Origin of the sequence: Planktotalea sp., from assembly GCF_018607965.1 — a bacterium.
In the GTDB taxonomy this organism is placed as follows: Bacteria; Pseudomonadota; Alphaproteobacteria; order Rhodobacterales; family Rhodobacteraceae; genus Planktotalea.
The window spans coordinates 13489-32721 of sequence record NZ_JABBAM010000159.1 but is presented as its reverse complement, the minus strand read 5'-3'; the positions used below and the strand labels follow the sequence as shown (position 1 = coordinate 32721).

General features: G+C 53.1%; 17 protein-coding genes. 10 read left to right on the top strand and 7 right to left on the bottom strand.

Translation table 11 applies throughout. The annotated features are described in order from the left end of the window. Nucleotides 1-312 precede the first annotated feature (312 nt). Together ubiB and ubiE are read right to left on the bottom strand one after the other, a co-directional pair. Entirely contained in the window at nt 313-1848 is a 1536-nt protein-coding gene (gene ubiB / locus QZ279_RS14015) for a 2-polyprenylphenol 6-hydroxylase (RefSeq protein ID WP_293451945.1), read from the bottom strand. A gap of 3 nt (nt 1849-1851) precedes the next feature. Continuing rightward, entirely contained in the window at nt 1852-2604 is a 753-nt protein-coding gene (gene ubiE, locus QZ279_RS14010; RefSeq protein ID WP_293451943.1) for a bifunctional demethylmenaquinone methyltransferase/2-methoxy-6-polyprenyl-1,4-benzoquinol methylase UbiE, read from the bottom strand. Between the two features lie 101 nt (nt 2605-2705). On the opposite strand from ubiE, the gene mutM reads away from it, so the two are divergent. The 10 genes from mutM (at nt 2706) to QZ279_RS13960 (ending at nt 14474) form a co-directional block, all read left to right on the top strand. After that, a complete protein-coding gene (gene mutM, locus QZ279_RS14005; protein WP_293451941.1) occupies nt 2706-3557 on the top strand; it encodes a bifunctional DNA-formamidopyrimidine glycosylase/DNA-(apurinic or apyrimidinic site) lyase in 852 nt (283 codons plus the stop codon). A gap of 64 nt (nt 3558-3621) precedes the next feature. Continuing rightward, nucleotides 3622-4398: an enoyl-CoA hydratase gene (locus tag QZ279_RS14000; RefSeq protein WP_293451939.1), complete on the top strand. Its 777-nt coding sequence runs from the start codon at nt 3622-3624 to the stop codon at nt 4396-4398. A gap of 94 nt (nt 4399-4492) precedes the next feature. Next, nucleotides 4493-4756, top strand: a complete 264-nt coding sequence (gene rpsT, locus QZ279_RS13995; protein ID WP_293451937.1) for a 30S ribosomal protein S20 — start codon at nt 4493-4495, stop codon at nt 4754-4756. 537 nt (nt 4757-5293) lie between these two features. Continuing rightward, nucleotides 5294-6670, top strand: a complete 1377-nt coding sequence (dnaA, locus tag QZ279_RS13990; protein WP_293451935.1) for a chromosomal replication initiator protein DnaA — start codon at nt 5294-5296, stop codon at nt 6668-6670. A 111-nt stretch (nt 6671-6781) separates the two neighbouring features. Continuing rightward, nucleotides 6782-7900 (top strand): DNA polymerase III subunit beta, encoded by a 1119-nt coding sequence (gene dnaN / locus QZ279_RS13985; protein WP_293451933.1) that lies wholly within the window; start codon nt 6782-6784, stop codon nt 7898-7900. Between the two features lie 10 nt (nt 7901-7910). Further along, nucleotides 7911-9023, top strand: a complete 1113-nt coding sequence (gene recF / locus QZ279_RS13980) for a DNA replication/repair protein RecF (protein WP_293451931.1) — start codon at nt 7911-7913, stop codon at nt 9021-9023. Nucleotides 9024-9113: 90 nt separating this feature from the next. Then, nucleotides 9114-11531, top strand: a complete 2418-nt coding sequence (gene gyrB / locus QZ279_RS13975) for a DNA topoisomerase (ATP-hydrolyzing) subunit B (protein ID WP_293451929.1) — start codon at nt 9114-9116, stop codon at nt 11529-11531. Nucleotides 11532-11604: 73 nt separating this feature from the next. Beyond that, nucleotides 11605-12264, top strand: a complete 660-nt coding sequence (locus QZ279_RS13970) for a histidine phosphatase family protein (protein ID WP_293451927.1) — start codon at nt 11605-11607, stop codon at nt 12262-12264. A gap of 11 nt (nt 12265-12275) precedes the next feature. Further along, on the top strand, nt 12276-13322 hold the full coding sequence (locus QZ279_RS13965) for a saccharopine dehydrogenase (protein ID WP_293451925.1): 1047 nt from the start codon (nt 12276-12278) through the stop codon (nt 13320-13322). 12 nt (nt 13323-13334) lie between these two features. Beyond that, nucleotides 13335-14474: a saccharopine dehydrogenase family protein gene (locus QZ279_RS13960; protein WP_293451923.1), complete on the top strand. Its 1140-nt coding sequence runs from the start codon at nt 13335-13337 to the stop codon at nt 14472-14474. Between the two features lie 74 nt (nt 14475-14548). On the opposite strand, the gene QZ279_RS13955 is transcribed toward QZ279_RS13960, so the two are convergent. The 5 genes from QZ279_RS13955 to QZ279_RS13935 are packed head-to-tail and all read right to left on the bottom strand — an operon-like array spanning nt 14549 to nt 19136. Next, the gene (locus QZ279_RS13955; RefSeq protein ID WP_293451921.1) at nt 14549-15280 is read right to left on the bottom strand and encodes an SDR family NAD(P)-dependent oxidoreductase; all 732 of its coding nucleotides are present in this window, start codon (nt 15278-15280) and stop codon (nt 14549-14551) included. Continuing rightward, nucleotides 15277-15840, bottom strand: coding sequence for a DUF3833 family protein (locus QZ279_RS13950; protein ID WP_293451919.1), 564 nt, complete (start codon nt 15838-15840; stop codon nt 15277-15279). The genes QZ279_RS13955 and QZ279_RS13950 overlap by 4 nt, the downstream gene beginning before the upstream one ends. A gap of 4 nt (nt 15841-15844) precedes the next feature. Continuing rightward, on the bottom strand, nt 15845-17080 hold the full coding sequence (locus QZ279_RS13945) for an MFS transporter (protein WP_293451917.1): 1236 nt from the start codon (nt 17078-17080) through the stop codon (nt 15845-15847). 5 nt (nt 17081-17085) lie between these two features. Next, nucleotides 17086-17838 carry a DUF1365 domain-containing protein gene (locus tag QZ279_RS13940; protein WP_293451915.1) on the bottom strand — a complete coding sequence of 251 codons (753 nt, stop codon included), beginning with the start codon at nt 17836-17838 and terminating at the stop codon, nt 17086-17088. Further along, on the bottom strand, nt 17835-19136 hold the full coding sequence (locus tag QZ279_RS13935) for an FAD-dependent oxidoreductase (RefSeq protein WP_293451913.1): 1302 nt from the start codon (nt 19134-19136) through the stop codon (nt 17835-17837). The genes QZ279_RS13940 and QZ279_RS13935 overlap by 4 nt, the downstream gene beginning before the upstream one ends. Between the last annotated feature and the right edge of the window lie 97 nt (nt 19137-19233).

Here is a 19233-nt window from a genome sequence, read left to right as displayed (position 1 = left end):
ACACCAAGATGCTGATCAACGAATCTTGGTCATTCGTGAGGAACTTGGCCAAATCGCAACCCGTGTTAATATTGCAGCTTCCGGCACAGATCACACTTGGGATGGTACACTTTCAAACGGATCAATTGCGCCCATAGTCCTTACACATTTAGCGTCGAAGTCTTTAAAGATGGCACTTTGCAATCCACCGATGTGGTCGCACCTTACAGCCGCGTACGCGAGGCCATCATTGAAAATGGCGAAACCAAACTTTTTGTTGGAAGGCGACATCTTAGTGTTACCCAGTGAGGTTTCCGCGCTTCGCAGCCCTGATTAAATATAGAAAACCTGCGCACCTAATATTACCAAAGTGCTCAATAAAACACCTGCAAAGAACCAAACACTTCGGCTCTTTGTTTTGCTCGGTTTATGGCTTGGCGTTTCCTCAGACTGGCGGATCAGAGCGGCCTCGACAAGGCTGGGCAAGCGTGGTCCAAAGCGCGCCAAAACCTTTGCGGTCTTCGCTAAATCTCTGGCAACGGCGAGAGGACCAATACTGCCTTTGATGTAATCTTCCACAACAGGCTGCGCAACGTGCCAAATGTTCATTCGGGGGTCTAGTGAACGTGCGACCCCTTCGACAACAACCATCGTGCGTTGAAGCAAAATCAGTTCAGTCCGCGTTTCCATGCCGAAGCGTTCGGTCACATCAAACAGGTAACTTAACAAACGGCCCATCGAAATATGCGTCGCATCCATGCCAAAGATTGGCTCGCCCACGGCACGCAGTGCCCGCGCAAATTCTTCAACGTCGCGATCCGCCGGAACGTAGCCCGCTTCAAAATGAACTTCCGCAACACGCTTATAGTCGCGACGAATAAAGCCAAAGAGGATTTCTGCATAAACACGACGCGTATATTCGTCGATGTGGCCCATAATCCCAAAGTCATAAGCGATTAGATCACCGTTCGGTGCGACCTTAAGATTACCCTGATGCATGTCGCCGTGGAAATACCCGTCCCGCAAAGCGTGTTGTAAAAACAACTGCAAAACGCGGGTCGCAAGCGCAGTGCGGTCATGGCCCGCCGCATCAATCGCATCGTTATCACCCAAGGACACACCATCGGCCCAACCCAGCGTCATCATCCGACGCGCCGAAAGATCCCATTTGATCACAGGCAAAGAAAATCCTGCATCGCCTTTTGTGTTGTCCGCGTACTCTGACGCAGCAGAGCTTTCCAAACGCAGATCCAGTTCTCCCATGACAACACCCTCGAAGTGTTCGATCACTTCCATCGGACGCAAGCGACGCGATGATGGGGACAGCAGTTCAATCATTTTCGCCGCAAGATAAAACGCGTCGATATCCTTTTGAAACGCTTTCTCGATGCCGGGACGCAGCACTTTAACCGCAACAACTTCGTCCGTTCCAGCAATTTTCGCCTGATGAACTTGGGCAATCGAGGCCGCCGCAACGGGTTCACTGAATTCTGAAAACAGCTCATCTGCAGGAATGCCCAGTTCCGCGGTCACCGTTTCTTTGGCAACTTCAATCGGAAAGGGCGGCAATTTATCCTGCAAAACGCGCATCTGAATGGCCAGTTCATCACCCACAACATCGGGTCGCGTGGATAAAATCTGACCAAACTTAATGTAGGCTGGCCCAAGGGCCGTCAACGCACGGGGCGCAGGCGGCATGTTCACATCGCCTTTGTAGCCCAGCCATTTGAACGGCCAACCCAACGTTCGCGCAGCAATACGCAAAGAACGCGGCGCTTCCATCGCATCCAAAACAACGCCCATCGCGCCAGTGCGCTCTAGCGTTGCACCTGTAACAATGAGGCGCCAAATATTGTGCGGTCCGCGCATATCCTAGATTTTCCAGCCAGAGTGAAGTGCCGCAATTCCCATCGTAAGGTTGCGATACTTCGCATTCTCAAATCCCGCTGTGCGCACCATTTCAAGGAACGTATCCTGATCTGGAAACTTGCGGATCGATTCGACGAGGTACTGATAGCTCTCTGCGTCATTTGCAATCAACTTGCCCATCTTCGGGATTACATTGAAAGAATAGAGGTCATAGGCCTTTTGCATCATATCATTAGGAATCTGCGAAAACTCCAAAACCATCAAGCGGCCACCTGGGCGCAAAACACGATAGGCCTCGTTTAACGCTTCTTGCGGGCGCACAACGTTTCGTATGCCAAAGCTGATCGTATAAACGTCAAAACTGTTGTCCTCAAAGGGCAGCGCCATCGCATCGCCAACGACCCAATTCAAAGAACTGGCCATTTGATCCGCTTCAGCACGCTTGCGGCCCTCAACCAACATAGGTTCGGTAATATCACAGACCGTTGCATGGCCAACGCCAGCACGCTCCAAGAAGCGGAACGAAATGTCACCCGTACCCCCGGCAACATCCAACAACTGCTGGCCTGCTCGCGGCGCAAGCCAGTCCATCATTGCCTCTTTCCAGATGCGGTGAATGCCCATCGACATGGCATCGTTCATCACATCATACTTGGACGCGACAGATCCGAAGACCCCTTGCACAAGGCCAGCTTTTTCCGATTCGGGAACAGTTTCAAAACCGAAATGCGTCGTTTCTTGGATTTGATCGCTCATGAGCCCTTGCCGTCCTTCTGTTTCACCCCTCTTATAAACCGCTGCACACCCGACACAATGCGCCCATTTGGCCCGTTGAAATCACAACGCCGAGGACCAACATGCCAGAGTTACCAGAGATCGAAACTGTCCGTCGCGGACTTGCCCCCGTCATGGAAGGCGTGCGCATCGTACAAGCCGATGTGAATCGCCCCGATTTGCGCTGGCCCTTTCCTGAAAATATGAGCAATCGTTTGACGGGTGCCAAGATTGAACGTCTTAGACGCCGCTCCAAATACATTCTCGCGGACCTCGACACAGGCGAATCGCTTATGATTCACCTTGGTATGTCGGGCCGCATGCTTATTTCAGGCGCGAAACTCGGCACGTTTACGCATGATCACCCTCCAGCGGAAAAACACGACCATGTGGTGTTTCATTTGGAGAATGGTGCGCGTGTCACCTTTAATGATCCTCGTCGTTTTGGGGCCATGGACCTGCTCGACACGAAAACTGCAGACTCGCACAAATTGCTCGCAACCATTGGCCCAGAACCGCTGGGGAACAGTTTCGATGAAGCGTACCTTGCCGACGCGCTGCAAAACAAAGGAAGTCCGGTCAAGTCTGCCCTATTGGATCAGAGAATTGTTGCTGGTCTGGGAAATATCTATGTCTGTGAAACACTTTACCGCGCGCGCATCTCGCCTTTGCGAAAGGCTGGGCAGCTCTCAAAACTGCGTGTCAAATCCCTTGTTCCAATCATTCGACAGGTTCTAACTGAGGCAATCGAGGCTGGCGGATCGTCACTAAAGGACTTTCGGCAAGCCGACGGCGATCTCGGTTACTTCCAGCATAGCTTTGATGTCTACGGACGCGAAGGCGAACCTTGCCGCACGGATGATTGCGCAAACACGATCATGCGTGCAGTACAATCAGGGCGTTCCAGTTTCTATTGTCCAACCTGTCAAAGATAGCTTGAAACAGGTGGCGCACATGGTAAGCATTTAGGCCTGAGCGCAACAACAAAGAGCTAACCACATGGCATATGAAACGCTGATCGTCGAAATAGAAGATCACGTCGCACTTATTCGCATCAACCGCCCCGAGGCGATGAATGCGCTCAATTCACAAGTTTTAAGCGAACTCAGCACCGCGCTTCGGGACGCAGACCAGAACGACAAAGTGCGCTGCATCGTGTTGATGGGCTCTGACAAAGCCTTCGCCGCTGGTGCTGATATCGCAGAGATGTCGCAAAAAACGTTCGTCGAAATGTTCATGTCGGACTTCTTCGCAGCCGAAGCCGATGCAGTGCGTTCCACCCGCAAGCCTATTATCGCAGCCGTTGGCGGCTATGCGCTTGGCGGCGGATGTGAACTCGCGATGATGTGTGATTTCATTATCTGTGCCGACACAGCCAAATTCGGCCAACCCGAAATCAACCTCGGTGTGGTCGCAGGAATCGGTGGAACGCAACGTTTGACACGATTTGTTGGAAAATCGAAATCCATGGATATGCACCTAACAGGTCGCTTTATGGACGCCGAAGAAGCCGAACGCAGCGGTCTTGTTAGCCGCGTTGTTCCCGCCAAAAAGCTGAAAGAAGAAGCACTGGGTGCGGCGGCAAAGATCGCTGAAAAGTCTGTTTTGACCTCTATGGCGGTCAAAGAAGCTGTAAATCGCAGCTATGAGACGACTTTGAGCGAAGGTATTCTGTTTGAACGCCGTCTCTTTCATTCGCTCTTTGCAACAGAAGATCAGAAAGAAGGCATGTCCGCCTTCCTAGAAAAACGCCAAGCTCAATTCAGAGACAAATAAACCACCACGGCTTTGGGGCCTGTTGACAGCGACGTGAGTCGGCCCTAAAGACGCTGCTTCAAGATAGCATACCCAAACAAGCGGGACGATGATTATGGCCAATACGCCTCAAGCAAAAAAGCGCGCCCGTCAAAACGAAGCACGCTTTGCAATTAACAAAGCGCGCCGTTCGCGCATCCGTACTTTCCTCAAGAAAGTAGAAGAAGCGATTACATCTGGTGACAAAGACGCAGCGACGACTGCTCTTCGTGACGCGCAACCTGAAATGATGCGTGGCGTGACCAAAGGTGTTTTCCATAAGAATACAGTGGCGCGCCGTATGTCCCGCCTTTCCGCTCGTGTAAAAGCGATCGGATAAACCTAGCCTTTCCGCTAGTTTTTAAGATTTGATCTAAGCGCCACCTGTAACGGGTTGGCGCTTTTGTCTTTTTAGGCCGGTGATTCCTTCGATTCTCACACGTCGGAGCGTTAAGAACCCCAGTCAACATTTCAAAGTCCCCAAAGTTGAATTTGGTGAGACAGCGTTGCATTTTGTAGCGCGAAGAGATTCTTTTCAGATATTCATTGAGTCAAGCGCATTGATAAGTTGCCACCACGCTGGTCGACTTGTTAGATATGTGGAGCGATTCACATCGCCTTAGGAAAGTTTGAAAAATTTGCTGCCACATCTACCGCCATTCGTTTGGCGAATTGAGAAATTGTGTCTGTCAGGTCCTCACGCACTCTTAAGGAAGAATATGCACATCCTGTTCAAGTTGGTGGGGACCAGCCGAATGAGATGGGCAGTTTCTTGTCGGCAAAGTCTAGTAGCTTAAACCGATTTGATTGGGCAATGGGGGAACTGCTCTCCCGCCAAGAGATTGTGAAGTGAAGGTTGGGATAAGAAAGAATACGCATGACGAGTGACGACTGGGGACAGCTGCAAGACATCTTACGGGCCTCCGTAGGTAAGAATAATTACACAAACTGGATTGGCCCTTTGTCCTTTGTTGGCGCAAAGAATGGCGTCGCCAGCTTTAGTGTACCTACCAATTTCCTCGGCAATTACGTGTTACAGAATTTTGGCGACATGATCGTGTATCAGGCACAACAGGCCGGCCACGAAATCCAGCGCGTCCACTTTGCGGTTTTGAAACCCTCTGTGTCTGACCTCAGCAAGGCAACAGCACCCAGCGCACCGAAACCTGTTCAGTCCAGCGCCCCAATCGAAAAGCCCTCTAAAAACGACGTTCTCGCTGGTGCCCCCCTCGACAAGCGCTTTACCTTCGACAGCTTTGTCGTCGGCAAGCCAAACGAATTGGCCCATGCAGCCGCGCGCCGTGTCGCTGAAGGTGGTCCCGTGACCTTCAATCCGCTGTTCCTGTATGGTGGCGTTGGTCTAGGCAAGACCCACTTGATGCATGCAATCGCGCATGAACTGCAGGCCACGCGTCCAGATCTTAAAGTACTGTATTTGTCCGCTGAACAATTCATGTACCGTTTCGTGCAGGCCCTGCGTAAACGTAAGATGATGGATTTCAAAAGCCTGTTCCGTGCGGTTGATGTCCTGATGGTTGACGATGTTCAATTCATCGGCGGCAAAGACAGCACGCAGGAAGAGTTCTTTCACACATTCAACGCGTTGGTTGACCAGAATAAGCAGATCATCATCTCCGCAGATCGTGCACCGGGTGAAATCAAAGACCTTGAGGACCGCATCAAGTCGCGTCTCCAATGTGGCCTTGTCGTTGACCTGCACCCAACAGACTATGAATTGCGTCTAGGGATCCTCCAATCCAAAGTCGAAGTTCAGCGCGCTCAATATCCGGGCCTGCAAATTGATGATGGAATTCTTGAATTTCTAGCACATCGCATCAGCACCAATGTTCGTGTGCTTGAGGGTGCTTTGACACGTCTCTTCGCATTCGCCTCCCTTGTGGGTCGCGACATTACGATGGATCTGACCGTTGATTGCCTATCCGACGTGCTGCGCGCATCAGAGCGTAAGATCTCTGTTGAAGAAATCCAGCGCCGCGTGTCCGAGCATTACAATATTCGCCTCTCCGAACTGATCGGCCCCAAGCGCGTGCGCAATTTTGCGCGTCCACGTCAGGTTGCAATGTATCTTTGCAAGCAACTAACCAGTCGCTCTTTGCCCGAAATTGGCCGCCGTTTCGGTGGTCGGGATCACACCACCGTCATGCACGGAGTGAAGCGCATCGAAGAGCTGAAAATCCAGGACGGCCAAATCGCCGAAGACCTCGAAATGCTGCGCCGCGCCCTCGAAGAATAGGGCCAGCACAACACACTCCCCTATTCCCGCGCGATAATACGTAAAAGGACTTGAGGGGCGCTGTTTTTCAGGTAACTTGGCGCTCCAGTAGGTCTTCAAGGAGCGAGACACATGAAAATCAGCATCGAACGCGCAACGTTGCTTAAAGCGGTCTCGCACGCCCAATCAGTGGTCGAACGCCGCAACACAATTCCAATACTCGCAAACGTCTTGATCGAGGCCGAAGGCTCGGAGGTCCGCTTTCGCGCGACAGACCTCGACATCGAAGTCGTCGACAAGGTCGAAGCAATGGTCGAACGTGCAGGCGCAACCACAGTGTCCGCAACCACGTTGAACGAAATCGTGCGCAAACTTCCCGACGGTGCACAGGTCACTCTCGCAGATGACGGCACGTCTGGTCGTCTTACTATCGAGGCGGGTCGTTCGAACTTCTCTTTGGCAACTTTGCCCAAAGAAGACTTTCCTGTCATGGCGACATCTGAATACACCGCGAACTTCTCTGTCTTAGCCAGCGTTCTGCGCCGTCTGTTCGACAAATCCAAGTTTGCGATTTCCACCGAGGAAACCCGCTATTATTTGAACGGCGTCTACATGCACGTGTCCGATTCCGAGGGCGGCAAGATCCTTCGCTGTGTGGCCACCGACGGCCACCGCCTCGCACGCATCGACGCTGACTTGCCAGAGAATGCCTCCGATATGCCCGGCGTTATCGTTCCGCGTAAGACCGTTGGTGAATTGCGCAAGTTGCTGGACGAAGACGACATGCAGATCGCTGTGTCCGTCTCAGAAACCAAAGTCCGCTTTGCGACGCCTGAAATTACACTGACCTCAAAGGTCATTGACGGCACCTTCCCCGACTACACACGCGTTATTCCGCAAGGAAACACACGCAAAATGGAAGTTGACGCCGCTGATTTCGCCAAAGCCGTTGATCGCGTTGCCACTGTTTCCTCCGAACGTTCACGCGCGGTGAAACTCTCACTCGACGAAGATCGTCTGATCCTCTCTGTGAACGCCCCTGATAGTGGTGCTGCAGAAGAAGAACTCGCCGTTGCCTACGGCGACGAACGTCTCGAAATCGGTTTCAACGCGAAGTACTTGCTAGAAATCGCAAGCCAAGTGGACCGCGAAAATGCTGTGTTCCTCTTCAACTCATCTGGCGATCCGACCCTGATGCGCGAAGGCAATGACACAAGCGCTGTCTACGTCGTCATGCCAATGCGTGTTTGACGCGGCCTAAATGACCACGCTCGCAATCACCGAGCTGACGCTATCCCATTTTCGCTCGCACAAGCTGGCCCGCATTTCCTGCGGGCCTTTACCCGTCGCGATCTATGGCCCGAATGGTGCAGGCAAGACCAATATCTTAGAGGCGGTTTCCCTCTTCTCCCCCGGTCGCGGAATGCGTCGCGCAAGCGCCGAGGACATGACACGCCGACCCGAAGCATTGGGGTGGAAAGTATCAGGCCTGCTACAGGCACAAGAGCAAACCCATGAAATCGAATTCTGGTCTGAAAAGGGTGGGGCGCGCAGCACCAAGGTCAATTCAAAATCCGTACCCCAAAACCGCCTCGCGGAACTAAGCCGCGTACTTTGGCTGATCCCTGCGATGGACCGCCTTTGGATTGAGGGCGCTGAAGGCCGCAGGCGCTTCCTTGATCGTATGGCGCTTAGCTTTTTCCCGAACCATGCCGAGGCCTCGCTGACCTACGAAAAGACTATGCGCGAACGTAACAAGTTGCTCAAAGAAAACGTACGCGATCCGATGTGGTACGGCGTGCTTGAGACGCGTCTTGCTCAGAACGGCGCTGTGATCCACGAGAACCGCGTAAAGACACTGGAATTCCTAAGTACCGCACAAGCGCAGGCAGAAACCGCCTTTCCTACGGCTGATCTTGAGCTCATCCACGGTGAAGACGCGATGCCCGCAGACAGCGCCGACTTAAAAGACGCGTTTGAAGCCAGCCGTTTCCGCGATCTTGCTGCGGGGCGTACTTTAGTCGGCCCACACCGTGCTGATCTGTACGGCGTGTTCACCACTAAAGGCGTGCCCGCCAAGGATTGCTCCACAGGCGAACAAAAGGCACTGCTCATCTCGCTGATCCTGGCTAACGCGCGTGCGCTAAAGGTACAAATCGGCGCACCGCCTATATTGCTGCTCGATGAAGTCGCCGCCCATCTTGATGCGACCCGCCGCGCCGCGCTTTATGCAGAGATTAGCGCGTTGGGTGCCCAAGCATGGATGACAGGCACTGATGCGGGCCTTTTTGACAGCCTTTCCACCCAATCGGTACACATCGAAGTGACCGAAACAGGCGGCCTAAGTGAGACGAACATCATCCAGCCTGACTAACTCTCGCCCAGCACACAAAATATAGGTGTAACGCGTGACATCCCCCCCAAAGATTAGTATAAACAGGGCAAATAAAGAGGGGAGTTTCGGATGTCCGAAACCGATCAGAAGAACGAAGAATATGGCGCAGATTCTATCAAGGTTCTCAGGGGCTTAGAAGCGGTTCGCAAACGTCCGGGCATGTATATCGGTGACACCGATGACGGCTCTGGTTTGCACCACATGGTTTACGAAGTCGTGGACAACGGAATTGACGAAGCGTTGGCCGGTCATGCCGACGCCGTGAACGTCAAAATCCACGCGGATTCCTCCGTTTCGGTTAGCGACAACGGTCGCGGCATTCCTGTTGGTATCCACGAAGAAGAAGGCGTGTCAGCAGCCGAGGTCATTATGACCCAGCTCCACGCTGGTGGTAAATTCGACAGCAATTCTTACAAAGTGTCCGGCGGACTACACGGCGTTGGCGTTTCCGTAGTGAATGCGCTCTCTAATTGGCTGGAATTGCGCATTTGGCGCGATGGCAAAGAGCACGTTGCACGTTTTGAACACGGCGATACGGCAGAGCACCTGAAAGTCGTTGGCGATGCGAATGGCCACACAGGAACCGAAGTTCGCTTCCTTGCGTCGCTCGATACGTTTTCAAATCTCGAGTACGTTTTCGAAACGCTCGAGAAGCGCCTACGCGAACTTGCGTTTCTAAACTCTGGCGTGCGTATCATCCTGACCGACGAACGTCCGGTTGAGCCGCTGCGCACAGAACTTTACTACGATGGCGGCGTTAAAGAATTCGTAAAATACCTCGACCGTTCCAAATCTTCCATCATGGAAGAACCCGTCTACATGATCGGCGAAAAGGACGACATCGGCGTCGAGGTCGCGCTTTGGTGGAACGATAGCTACCATGAGAACGTCCTGCCATTTACAAACAACATCCCCCAGCGCGACGGCGGTGCGCACTTGGCCGGTTTCCGTGGTGCGCTGACGCGTACGATCAACAACTACGCCCAATCCAGCGGCATCGCTAAGCGTGAAAAGGTGACCTTCACAGGCGACGACGCGCGCGAGGGTTTGACTTGCGTCCTTTCCGTCAAAGTCCCTGACCCCAAGTTTAGCTCGCAAACGAAAGACAAGCTGGTCAGCTCAGAAGTAAGACCAGCAGTTGAGGGCTTGGTGAACGAAAAACTCTCTGAATGGTTCGAAGAAAATCCCGCCCAAGCGAAAATAATCGTTGGCAAGATCATCGAAGCAGCCCACGCACGCGAAGCCGCACGCAAAGCCCGCGATCTCACACGTCGCAAAACGGCGATGGACGTGAACTTCCTTGCGGGTAAGCTCAAAGATTGCTCTGAAAAAGACCCATCCAAAACCGAAGTCTTCCTCGTCGAGGGTGATTCCGCTGGTGGCTCTGCTCAGACAGGTCGTGATCGTCAAACCCAAGCTATTTTGCCCCTTAAAGGTAAAATCCTGAACGTCGAACGCGCGCGTTTTGATAAAATGCTGAACTCGCAAGAGATCGGCAACTTGGTCATGGCGCTTGGAACTGGTATCGGGCGCGATGAATTCAATATCGACAAGCTGCGTTACCATAAGATCGTCATCATGACCGACGCGGACGTCGACGGTGCGCATATTCGTACGCTCTTGCTGACGTTCTTCTATCGCCAAATGCCTGCGCTGATTGAGGGTGGGTTTATTTACATCGCTCAGCCGCCGCTGTACAAAGTGTCGCGTGGAAAGTCCGAGGTCTATCTCAAGGACCAAGCTGCGATGGATGATTACCTCACTGAACAGGGCATCGACGGCGCAGTTCTACGTCAAGGCAACGGCGAAGAAATCACAGGCCAAGACCTGTGCCGCATTGTCGACGAAGCCCGCCAGCTTAAGCGCGTTCTGGACGCCTTTCCAACGCATTACCCACGCCACATTTTGGAACAGGCCGCTATCGCGGGGGCCTTTGTTCCCGGCGTTGTAGACCAAGATCTGCAGGGTACCGCAGATCGCGTTGCTGAACGTTTGAACCTGATCGCACTGGAATACGAACAGGGTTGGCAAGGTCGCATCACCCAAGATCACGGCATTCGCTTGGCTCGTATTTTACGCGGCGTTGAAGAAGTGCGCACGCTGGACGGTCCTATGATGCGTTCTGGCGAGGCTCGCAAAACAGGTAGCTTCACGAAAAGCTTGCAGGACGTTTACGAACTACCGGCCACGCTTGTGCGCAAAGATCGCAACCAGATGATCTTTGGCCCACTCGATCTGTTGTCTGCTATCCTTCAAGAGGGCGAAAAAGGTCTGAGCTTGCAGCGCTACAAGGGTCTGGGCGAAATGAACCCTGATCAGCTTTGGGAAACAACATTGGACCCAGATGCACGTACGCTTTTGCAAGTAAAGATTGATGATGTAGCAGAGGCCGATGATCTGTTTACCAAACTGATGGGCGATGTCGTCGAACCACGCCGCGAATTCATCCAACAGAACGCGCTGAACGTGGAAAACCTCGACTTCTAATCCACGCGTCATCAAGGACATTCAAAGGGCCGGTCTTCTTGATCGGCCTTTTCTGTAACAAACGGGGGCTCATATGGCGCAGATCACTTTGGTACGGCACGGTCAGGCGAATTCAGCCAGCACGGACGAGCACGGATATGACAAGTTAAGCCCCCTTGGGTTTGAGCAAGCAGCGTGGCTGGGTGATCACATGCGCGAAACACACCAGACGTTTGATAGCGTTTACTGCGGAACCTTGCGTCGTCACATCGAAACCGCGCAAAGCATGAAGGCCGAGGAATATGCACCCGTTACGCAAGACGCGCGTTTGAACGAGCTTGCATATTTCGACCTATCCAAAGCCTACGAAGTCTACAGCAGTGAACTAATGCCAACTTCAAGCGAAGCCTTCGCTATTCACATGCCCCGCCTTCTAGACGCTTGGAAAGCGGGCCATTTGCAGGATATCCCCGAAAGTTTCGCCGCGTTTGAGGATCGCGTAAGTGCAGCGCTTGAAGACATTGCAGCGCGCTCTGATCGTGCTTTGGTCGTCACCTCTGGTGGTTTGATCGGCATGGTCACGCGGCAGGTTCTTGGGCTTGATATCCATGGCTATGCGCGCATGTGTCTGGCGATTATGAACACATCAACCCATCGCGTGACACGCGTCGGATCATCCCTTGCACTGACCCAATTCAACAACATTGCGCATCTGGAACAGACTGGCCGTCACCACGCGCAAACCCATATCTAAGGAGCATCGCAATGACACATTTATGGGTTCGTGCAGAGCAACGCGAAAACGAAGAACGCGTTGGGATTACACCTGAGGGCGCAGCAGACCTTCTCAAGGCGGGCCTGCGCGTCACAGTTGAGGAAAGTTCAGTTCGCGCCATTAGGATCGACGGATACAAGGACGCGGGATGTGAGATCGCACCAGAAAACAGCTGGCCCGATGCGCCCGCTGACGCGATCATCTTTGGTCTTAAAGAACTGCCAGAAGACGGCACGCCGCTCACCCATCGCCACATCATGTTTGGCCATGCGTTCAAGGGTCAGCCGACAGGGCGCATCCTTTTGGATCGCTTCAAGGCCGGCGATGGCACGCTCTATGATCTTGAATATCTCGTCGATGAAGCAGGCCGTCGCGTTGCTGCCTTTGGCTATTGGGCAGGATACGCGGGCGCTGCAGTCGCTTTGCGGTGTTGGATGGCGCAGCAACACGGGGAAATCGCAGGCCCAGTGGGTGTGTTCCAAAGCTCTGATGCGCTTGTCTCAGATCTAAAATCTGCGATGAACGGTGTCAACGCAACTCCCGCAACGGCCCTTATCATCGGGGCACTTGGCCGCGTTGGCACGGGGGCTGCTGATCTGCTGAGAGCCATGGACGTGTCTGTCACCAAATGGGATATGGCCGAAACCGCAAGCGGTGGACCGTTCCCCCAAGTGTTAGAGCATGATCTGTTCCTAAACTGCATACTCGCGCGCCCGGGAACACCTGTGTTCGTCCCCGCAAGCGCAAAAGAAACTGCGCGCAACCTGACAGTGATCGGCGACATCGCATGCGATCCTGATAGCGATTTCTCTCCTATCAAGGTCTACGACCGGACCACGACATGGGACAAACCCGCGCTGCGCGTTCACGAAACTCCGCCCTTGGATGTGACAGCGATCGACAATCTGCCGTCTATGCTACCTGTCGAAAGCTCTGACGACTACGCCTCCCAACTCTTGCCTTCCTTGCTCACGCTCGCCAATTTGGACGCTGGCGTCTGGGCGCGAGCCGAGGCAACCTTCCAACAACACATCTAGAGGAACGCGAACATGACAATTCATTGGTGCGGCACCGGCCTTTCGGCCATCCCCGGTTTGCGACGTTTGATCGACGCGGGTCACGAGGTTACCGTTTGGAACCGAACGCTCGAAAAAGCCCAAGACGCTGTTGGCGACATCACGCAGCGCATTCACGTATTCGATGTGGATGCTCTTGGCGCAGAACTGCAAGCTGGCGACGTGGTCGTTTCCATGCTGCCCGGCGACTGGCACGTGGCTTTGGCAGAAATGGCAATTGGTAAGGGCGCACATTTCGTCAGCTCGTCCTATATCGCACCCGAAATGCGCGTCCTTGATGCGAAAGCGCGCGCTGCTGGTGTTGTTCTACTGAACGAAATCGGCCTAGACCCCGGCATCGACCACTTGTTCGCGCATCAACTCGTAGACACCTACCGCGCAAGCGACGCGTTCGACAAAGACGCCAACCTCACGTTTAAATCTTACTGTGGCGGCATCCTGAAACACCCTAACCCCTTCCGTTACAAATTCAGTTGGTCGCCTCTGGGCGTGCTGAAAGCGTTACGCTCGCCCTCCAAATCAATCCGTGATTTCAAGGAATTAGACGTTGCACGCCCTTGGGATGCGATCAGCCACTACATGGCCCCGCTTCCAACACCAGAAAGTTTTGAGGTCTATCCAAACCGCGATTCAATTCCCTTCATGGGCCAGTATCAATTTGATCCCGCGTGGAACGTCAAAGAATTCGTACGTGGTACGTTGCGTTTGAACGGTTGGACCGACGCGTGGGCAGATGTGTTCAAAGAGATTGAAACGCTCGAAGGACCCAGCGGCGAAACGCGCCTGAAAGAAATGTCCGATCAGTTCTGGGCCGAAAACGCCTATGACGAAGGCGAGCCAGATCGCGTTGTGATGTTCGTAGAATTGACCGCCGAAAAAGACGGCAAAGCAACGTGGGGCCAGACCTACGTGATGGACGCGTGGGGTGACGAGAACGGCACAGCAATGGCGCGCTTGGTATCCATTCCATTGTCGCTTGGCATCGAAGCAGTTCTTGCGGGCAAGATCGATGCAGGCGTCAGCGCAGCCACACATGACGCTGAACTTCTGCCCCTTTGGATTGCAGGAATCGACAAACTCGCACAACATCTGACGATCGTTGATCACACATAAAATCCGAACATCAAACACAGAAAAGCTCGGCCACTTAAACATAGCACGCCGAGCTTTTTTTATGTCTCAAACCGTCATGCAAACAGACGGTAATACATCCAATCGGGCATGAATTGGCTTAGACGGAAGACCCAAGAAAACACACGTGGAAAGCTTTTCTTGAAGTGATCCGAATTTATCAATTCAAACATCTCTTGCGCCGCGTCTTCGGGCTCCATGATGAAGGGCATCTTGAATTCGTTCTTCTCCGTAAGACGCGTTTTGATGAAACCGGGGTTGGCCAGTTGCACATCAATCCCACTGCCGCGTAGATCAGCGTACATGCTTTCCGCCAGCGCCATTACGCCGGCCTTTGACGCAGAATATCCAATCGCCCCCGGCAAACCCCGAAAGCCTGACAGAGATCCGGTGATCACCAAATGCCCCGTACCGCGTTCTTGCATCATCGGCATAACAGACCCCATCACACGCATCGCGCCCGTGAAGTTAATGTCAGCCATCGCCTCGGCGTGATCCGCATTCCAGTCTTGCGCTTTTATGGGCCAGTAAACACCCGCCAAGAACACAACACCGTCGACATCACCAACCGCCTTCGCAGCGGCCTTGACGCTATCACAATCACTTACATCAACGATCTGCGCACTGGCGTTGCCCGGCAATTCTGCAACCAAAGCATCCAACTTGTCCTGAGAGCGCGCGGAGACGATGACCTCCACACCCACACTGCTAAGTTTATGGGCCAAAGCTGCACCCAAACCTTCACTCGCACCAACAAGCCAGTACCGCTTTCCCTGCCATTCTCTCACGCCAAATCCACCTTACGCATTGTTGCGACCAACTCGGCCACTTTGAAACCAAATTTCCGAAACTGACTACGATTCACGATTGAACCATTGGGCGTCAGATACATCCAATCAATGGTATCTAGAACATACCCACCCGCTTCATCTGGGAGTTTTATCCGATATTTCAACTGCACAGCCGACCCAATTTGCGTTCCTGTTCCCGTTCCGATCAAGTCGGGTGCTTCGGCCTTGATTTTACCGTTATTTCCTAGGGTTAGATGCCACTCTCGGTTCTGCACGGTGCCGCTGTCATAGCGAAATTCTTCCCGCATATAACCTTTGTTGCCGTTCCATTCCGCTTCGAAATATCCAACGAACCGCGATGTCACGCGACCTGTTGGACCATAGATCACGCCTTCGCATTCAATGGGTCCATTCAAGTGTTCGCGTATATCAAATTGGGGATCATTCTTGGCATAATCCAGCGGGCTTTGAGCAGTGAAGTCAAAATACCGGTTCTTGAGATACCCCAAACCGATCATCAAAAATACACCAACAAGAACGTAAGCAACTGACACCATTATCTTATCCTTCTTCCAATTTCGTTGAGCACAGGAGCGCGATCGCGAGCAATTTCAATGCGCAGGGAACGCCTGCATAAAGAAGGCTCAACAACCAAAGCGCGTCCTCATCGTTCTGTCCACTAGAGGTAAATCCATTACGCTCCAACATCGGCAAGAGCAGAACCGCCGCGAAGGCCAGTGAAAGTTTAGACACAAACGCCCAAAGCCCAAAACCCTCAGCAGCATTTGGCGCGATTTTGGCCATGCGTGTGGCAAATGCCGCCGGTAAAAGCGTCAGATCTGCACCCATCGCCGCACCTGTTGCCACGCAAATCAGTGCGAATGAAACTGTGTCGCCAGCACCAAGGTTAAGGGCCAAGCCAAACGCGATAACGGCCAAAAACATCGCCACCAATAAGATCAGTTTGATCCCATATCTCTGCGCCAACATACCCCAAAGCGGCGCAGCAACAGCGGCACTGATGAAGAAGAGCAAGAGCAGAACGCCCTCCTGCCCTGGCGCGTCCAAACGGCTTTTGACAAAAAACAAGAACAACGTAGAGCTGACAGCTACAGGTGCCGCGTTCACAAAGGCGATCAGCAGCAATCGACGCGCTTGTACATCTTGCAGAATAACGCGAAAATCCGACCCTTTCCGCGGCACATCATTGCGCCACTCATCGCGCATCAAAACCAAAGCGCACACGCCCAGAACAGCGAACCCAAACGCAAAACCTGCGAAGGGCGCATCGATTACAGAGATCAAAACGAACGGCGCAATTGACGCAACACAAACCCCAAGCAGCGCCCCCGTTTCGCGCCAGCGTGCAAGGCGAAGATGGCCACCTTCTTGCATGGTGCCGCCCTTGCCAACGCCTTGTGCATAAAATGAGATCGTCAGGAAACTGAACGCCGAAAAGACCAAGGTCAGCATAAGGGCGAACCATGCAACGGGTGCAAAAAGCGGCGACACGGCGAACAAACCAATCATGCCCGCGCACAGAACCACGACACCGATCCCAACCGCAAAGCCACGTTTCGATGCGGTCATCGAAGACAGTTTACCTAGCAACGGATCCTGCACAACGTCTAGCAAACGCAGAATAAACAGCACCGCCCCAAGCGCGCTCAAGGACACCCCAAACTCGTCCACGTAGAACTTTGGCGCGTGGATATAAATCGGCAAACCTGCCGCAGACAAGAGCGCGGCAAAAACTGCATATCCACCTAAAGCGGTTGCGCGTGGGGTTGGTGACATGCCCATCAAGACACTTCGCATTTCGGTGGCTTAGGCGGCGTGCGAAACGTAGCGCCCTTCCACCAAAGTTTAAGCGCTTGCCAATGGATCAAGCTTAGCACGCGGCGCGACCCGAACGGGCGTCGTAGGCAAAAGCGTAGGATCGAAGCGTTCGTCAGTGCGGCCCGGGGACCAACAAGTGTCGCAATCAAACCACCCGCTTGGCTGGTGTAGTCGATAAAAATACCAATACGATCAGCCGTGATATCAAATCGAAATTCATATCCCCCTTCAACGGGTTGGAACGGTGATACATGAAGCAGCTTTTTTGATTTCAACCGATCCGTGGGCAAAATCGGACGCATATCTTCGTGGTGACACAAATAACTATGGCGATCCCCGTAGGTATTGGTCACCTCTGCAATCACGGCGCAAAGTTGATCGTCCGCATCGTGGCACAGCCAGAAACTAACAGGATTGAACACATGACCAAGCACGCGTGGCTGTGTCAATAAAAGCGCTTTGCCTGCGCACTCTGCACCGTTGGCGCGCAAAACGGCCCGCACCCAATTGGCACCTGCACCGGATTTGGGGACACCCCCATGATCTACATCATAAAGCCCCGTCAAATTCCGTGCATTGCGCGAAAATAGCGATGGCCCCGCAACAGGTGCTTGCATATCGAGCAACACGTAATCCACTCCATACCGAAACGCATTGGCCGTATCGCCCTTGCGCCCATGGTACGTGTGACCTGCGATATGCTCGACCTTGCTCACTGTGCTGCGATCCCAATGGCAGAGCGCGCGCGCAGCGCTTGGACCACGTTCACAGCGCTCGACAATCCGTCCTCATGAAATCCGTTTTTCATCCAAGCACCGCAGAACCATGTGTTGTTCGTCCCGTTCATCGCACCGACCTCTCGCTGTCCGTCCAAAGCATCCATATCGAAAACAGGATGGCGCAACGTGACTTGATCATAGATCAAGTCTTCGCGGATCGTGCGCTGCGTATTTAGCGTCACGAAATGCGGGTCGTTCGCGGGAATCGGTTGCAGCGAGTTCATCCAATAAGTCAGATCAATGCGCTCGTTCTTTTTCGCCCTATCTTCAGTGTAGTTCCACGACGACCAGCACACTTTACGTTTCGGCATGATCGTCGCATCTGCGTGCAAAATAATATCATTTGGTTGATAGCTGATCTTAGATAACGCAGCCGTCTCTGCAGCACTCGCATCGCTTAACAAACGCAAACTGTCATCAGAATGCGTGGCAAAGATCACCTCATCAAAGCTTTCCCATTCACCGCCATGGGCTTTGATTTCGACACCCCCGCCAGTGCGCCGAAACGCATCAATCGGCGTGCCCAATCGCATCTCAACACCCTTGGCGATCAAAGAACTTTCGACACGGCGAACATATTCGGTTGAACCACCATTCACAGTGTACCACTGGTGCTGACCCGTTATGCCAAGCAAGGCGTGGTTCTTAAAGAATTCCATCATCGCGTACGCTGGAAAATCCATGATTTTATCGGTCGGAGTTGACCAGATCGCACCTGACAAAGGCGCAAGGTAGTAGTCGCGAAAATATCGCCCAACACCCAATGCGTCCAAAAAATCGCCAATGGTCATCTCGGGATTCGCGGCGGCCAGATCGTAGCCCTTGGTGTTAAACCGCGTGATGTCGCGTAACATGCGCAAGAACCGGGGATCGAGCGCGTTCTTACTTTGCGCGAACACGGCCCGCACAGAGGCAAGACCATATTCTAAACGACCGCCATCAATCGAAGCACCAAAGCTCATGCTAGATTCAACGACCGGCACATCGAGTTCTGCAAACAACGCCGCCAAATGTGGGTAATTTGCGTAGTTGAAAACGATAAATCCCGTATCAACAGGCTGATTACCAGCGGCCCCTGCCATAATAGTGCGCGCGTGACCGCCAAGACGTCGCTCTGCCTCAAACAAAGTCACGCGATTGTCGTCGCCCAGCATGTGCGCAGCCCCAAGCCCAGAAATTCCAGCCCCTATAACGGCGATTTTCTTGGGGGCATTACCTGAGGGCTTAAGTGTCATTCATTCGGCTCCGAATTTAAATTGCAGCATTAAAGATACGCACCTACGGCGTTGCTGGATGAAAATGAAGAAAAATTAGCAAATGATATGATCCAGA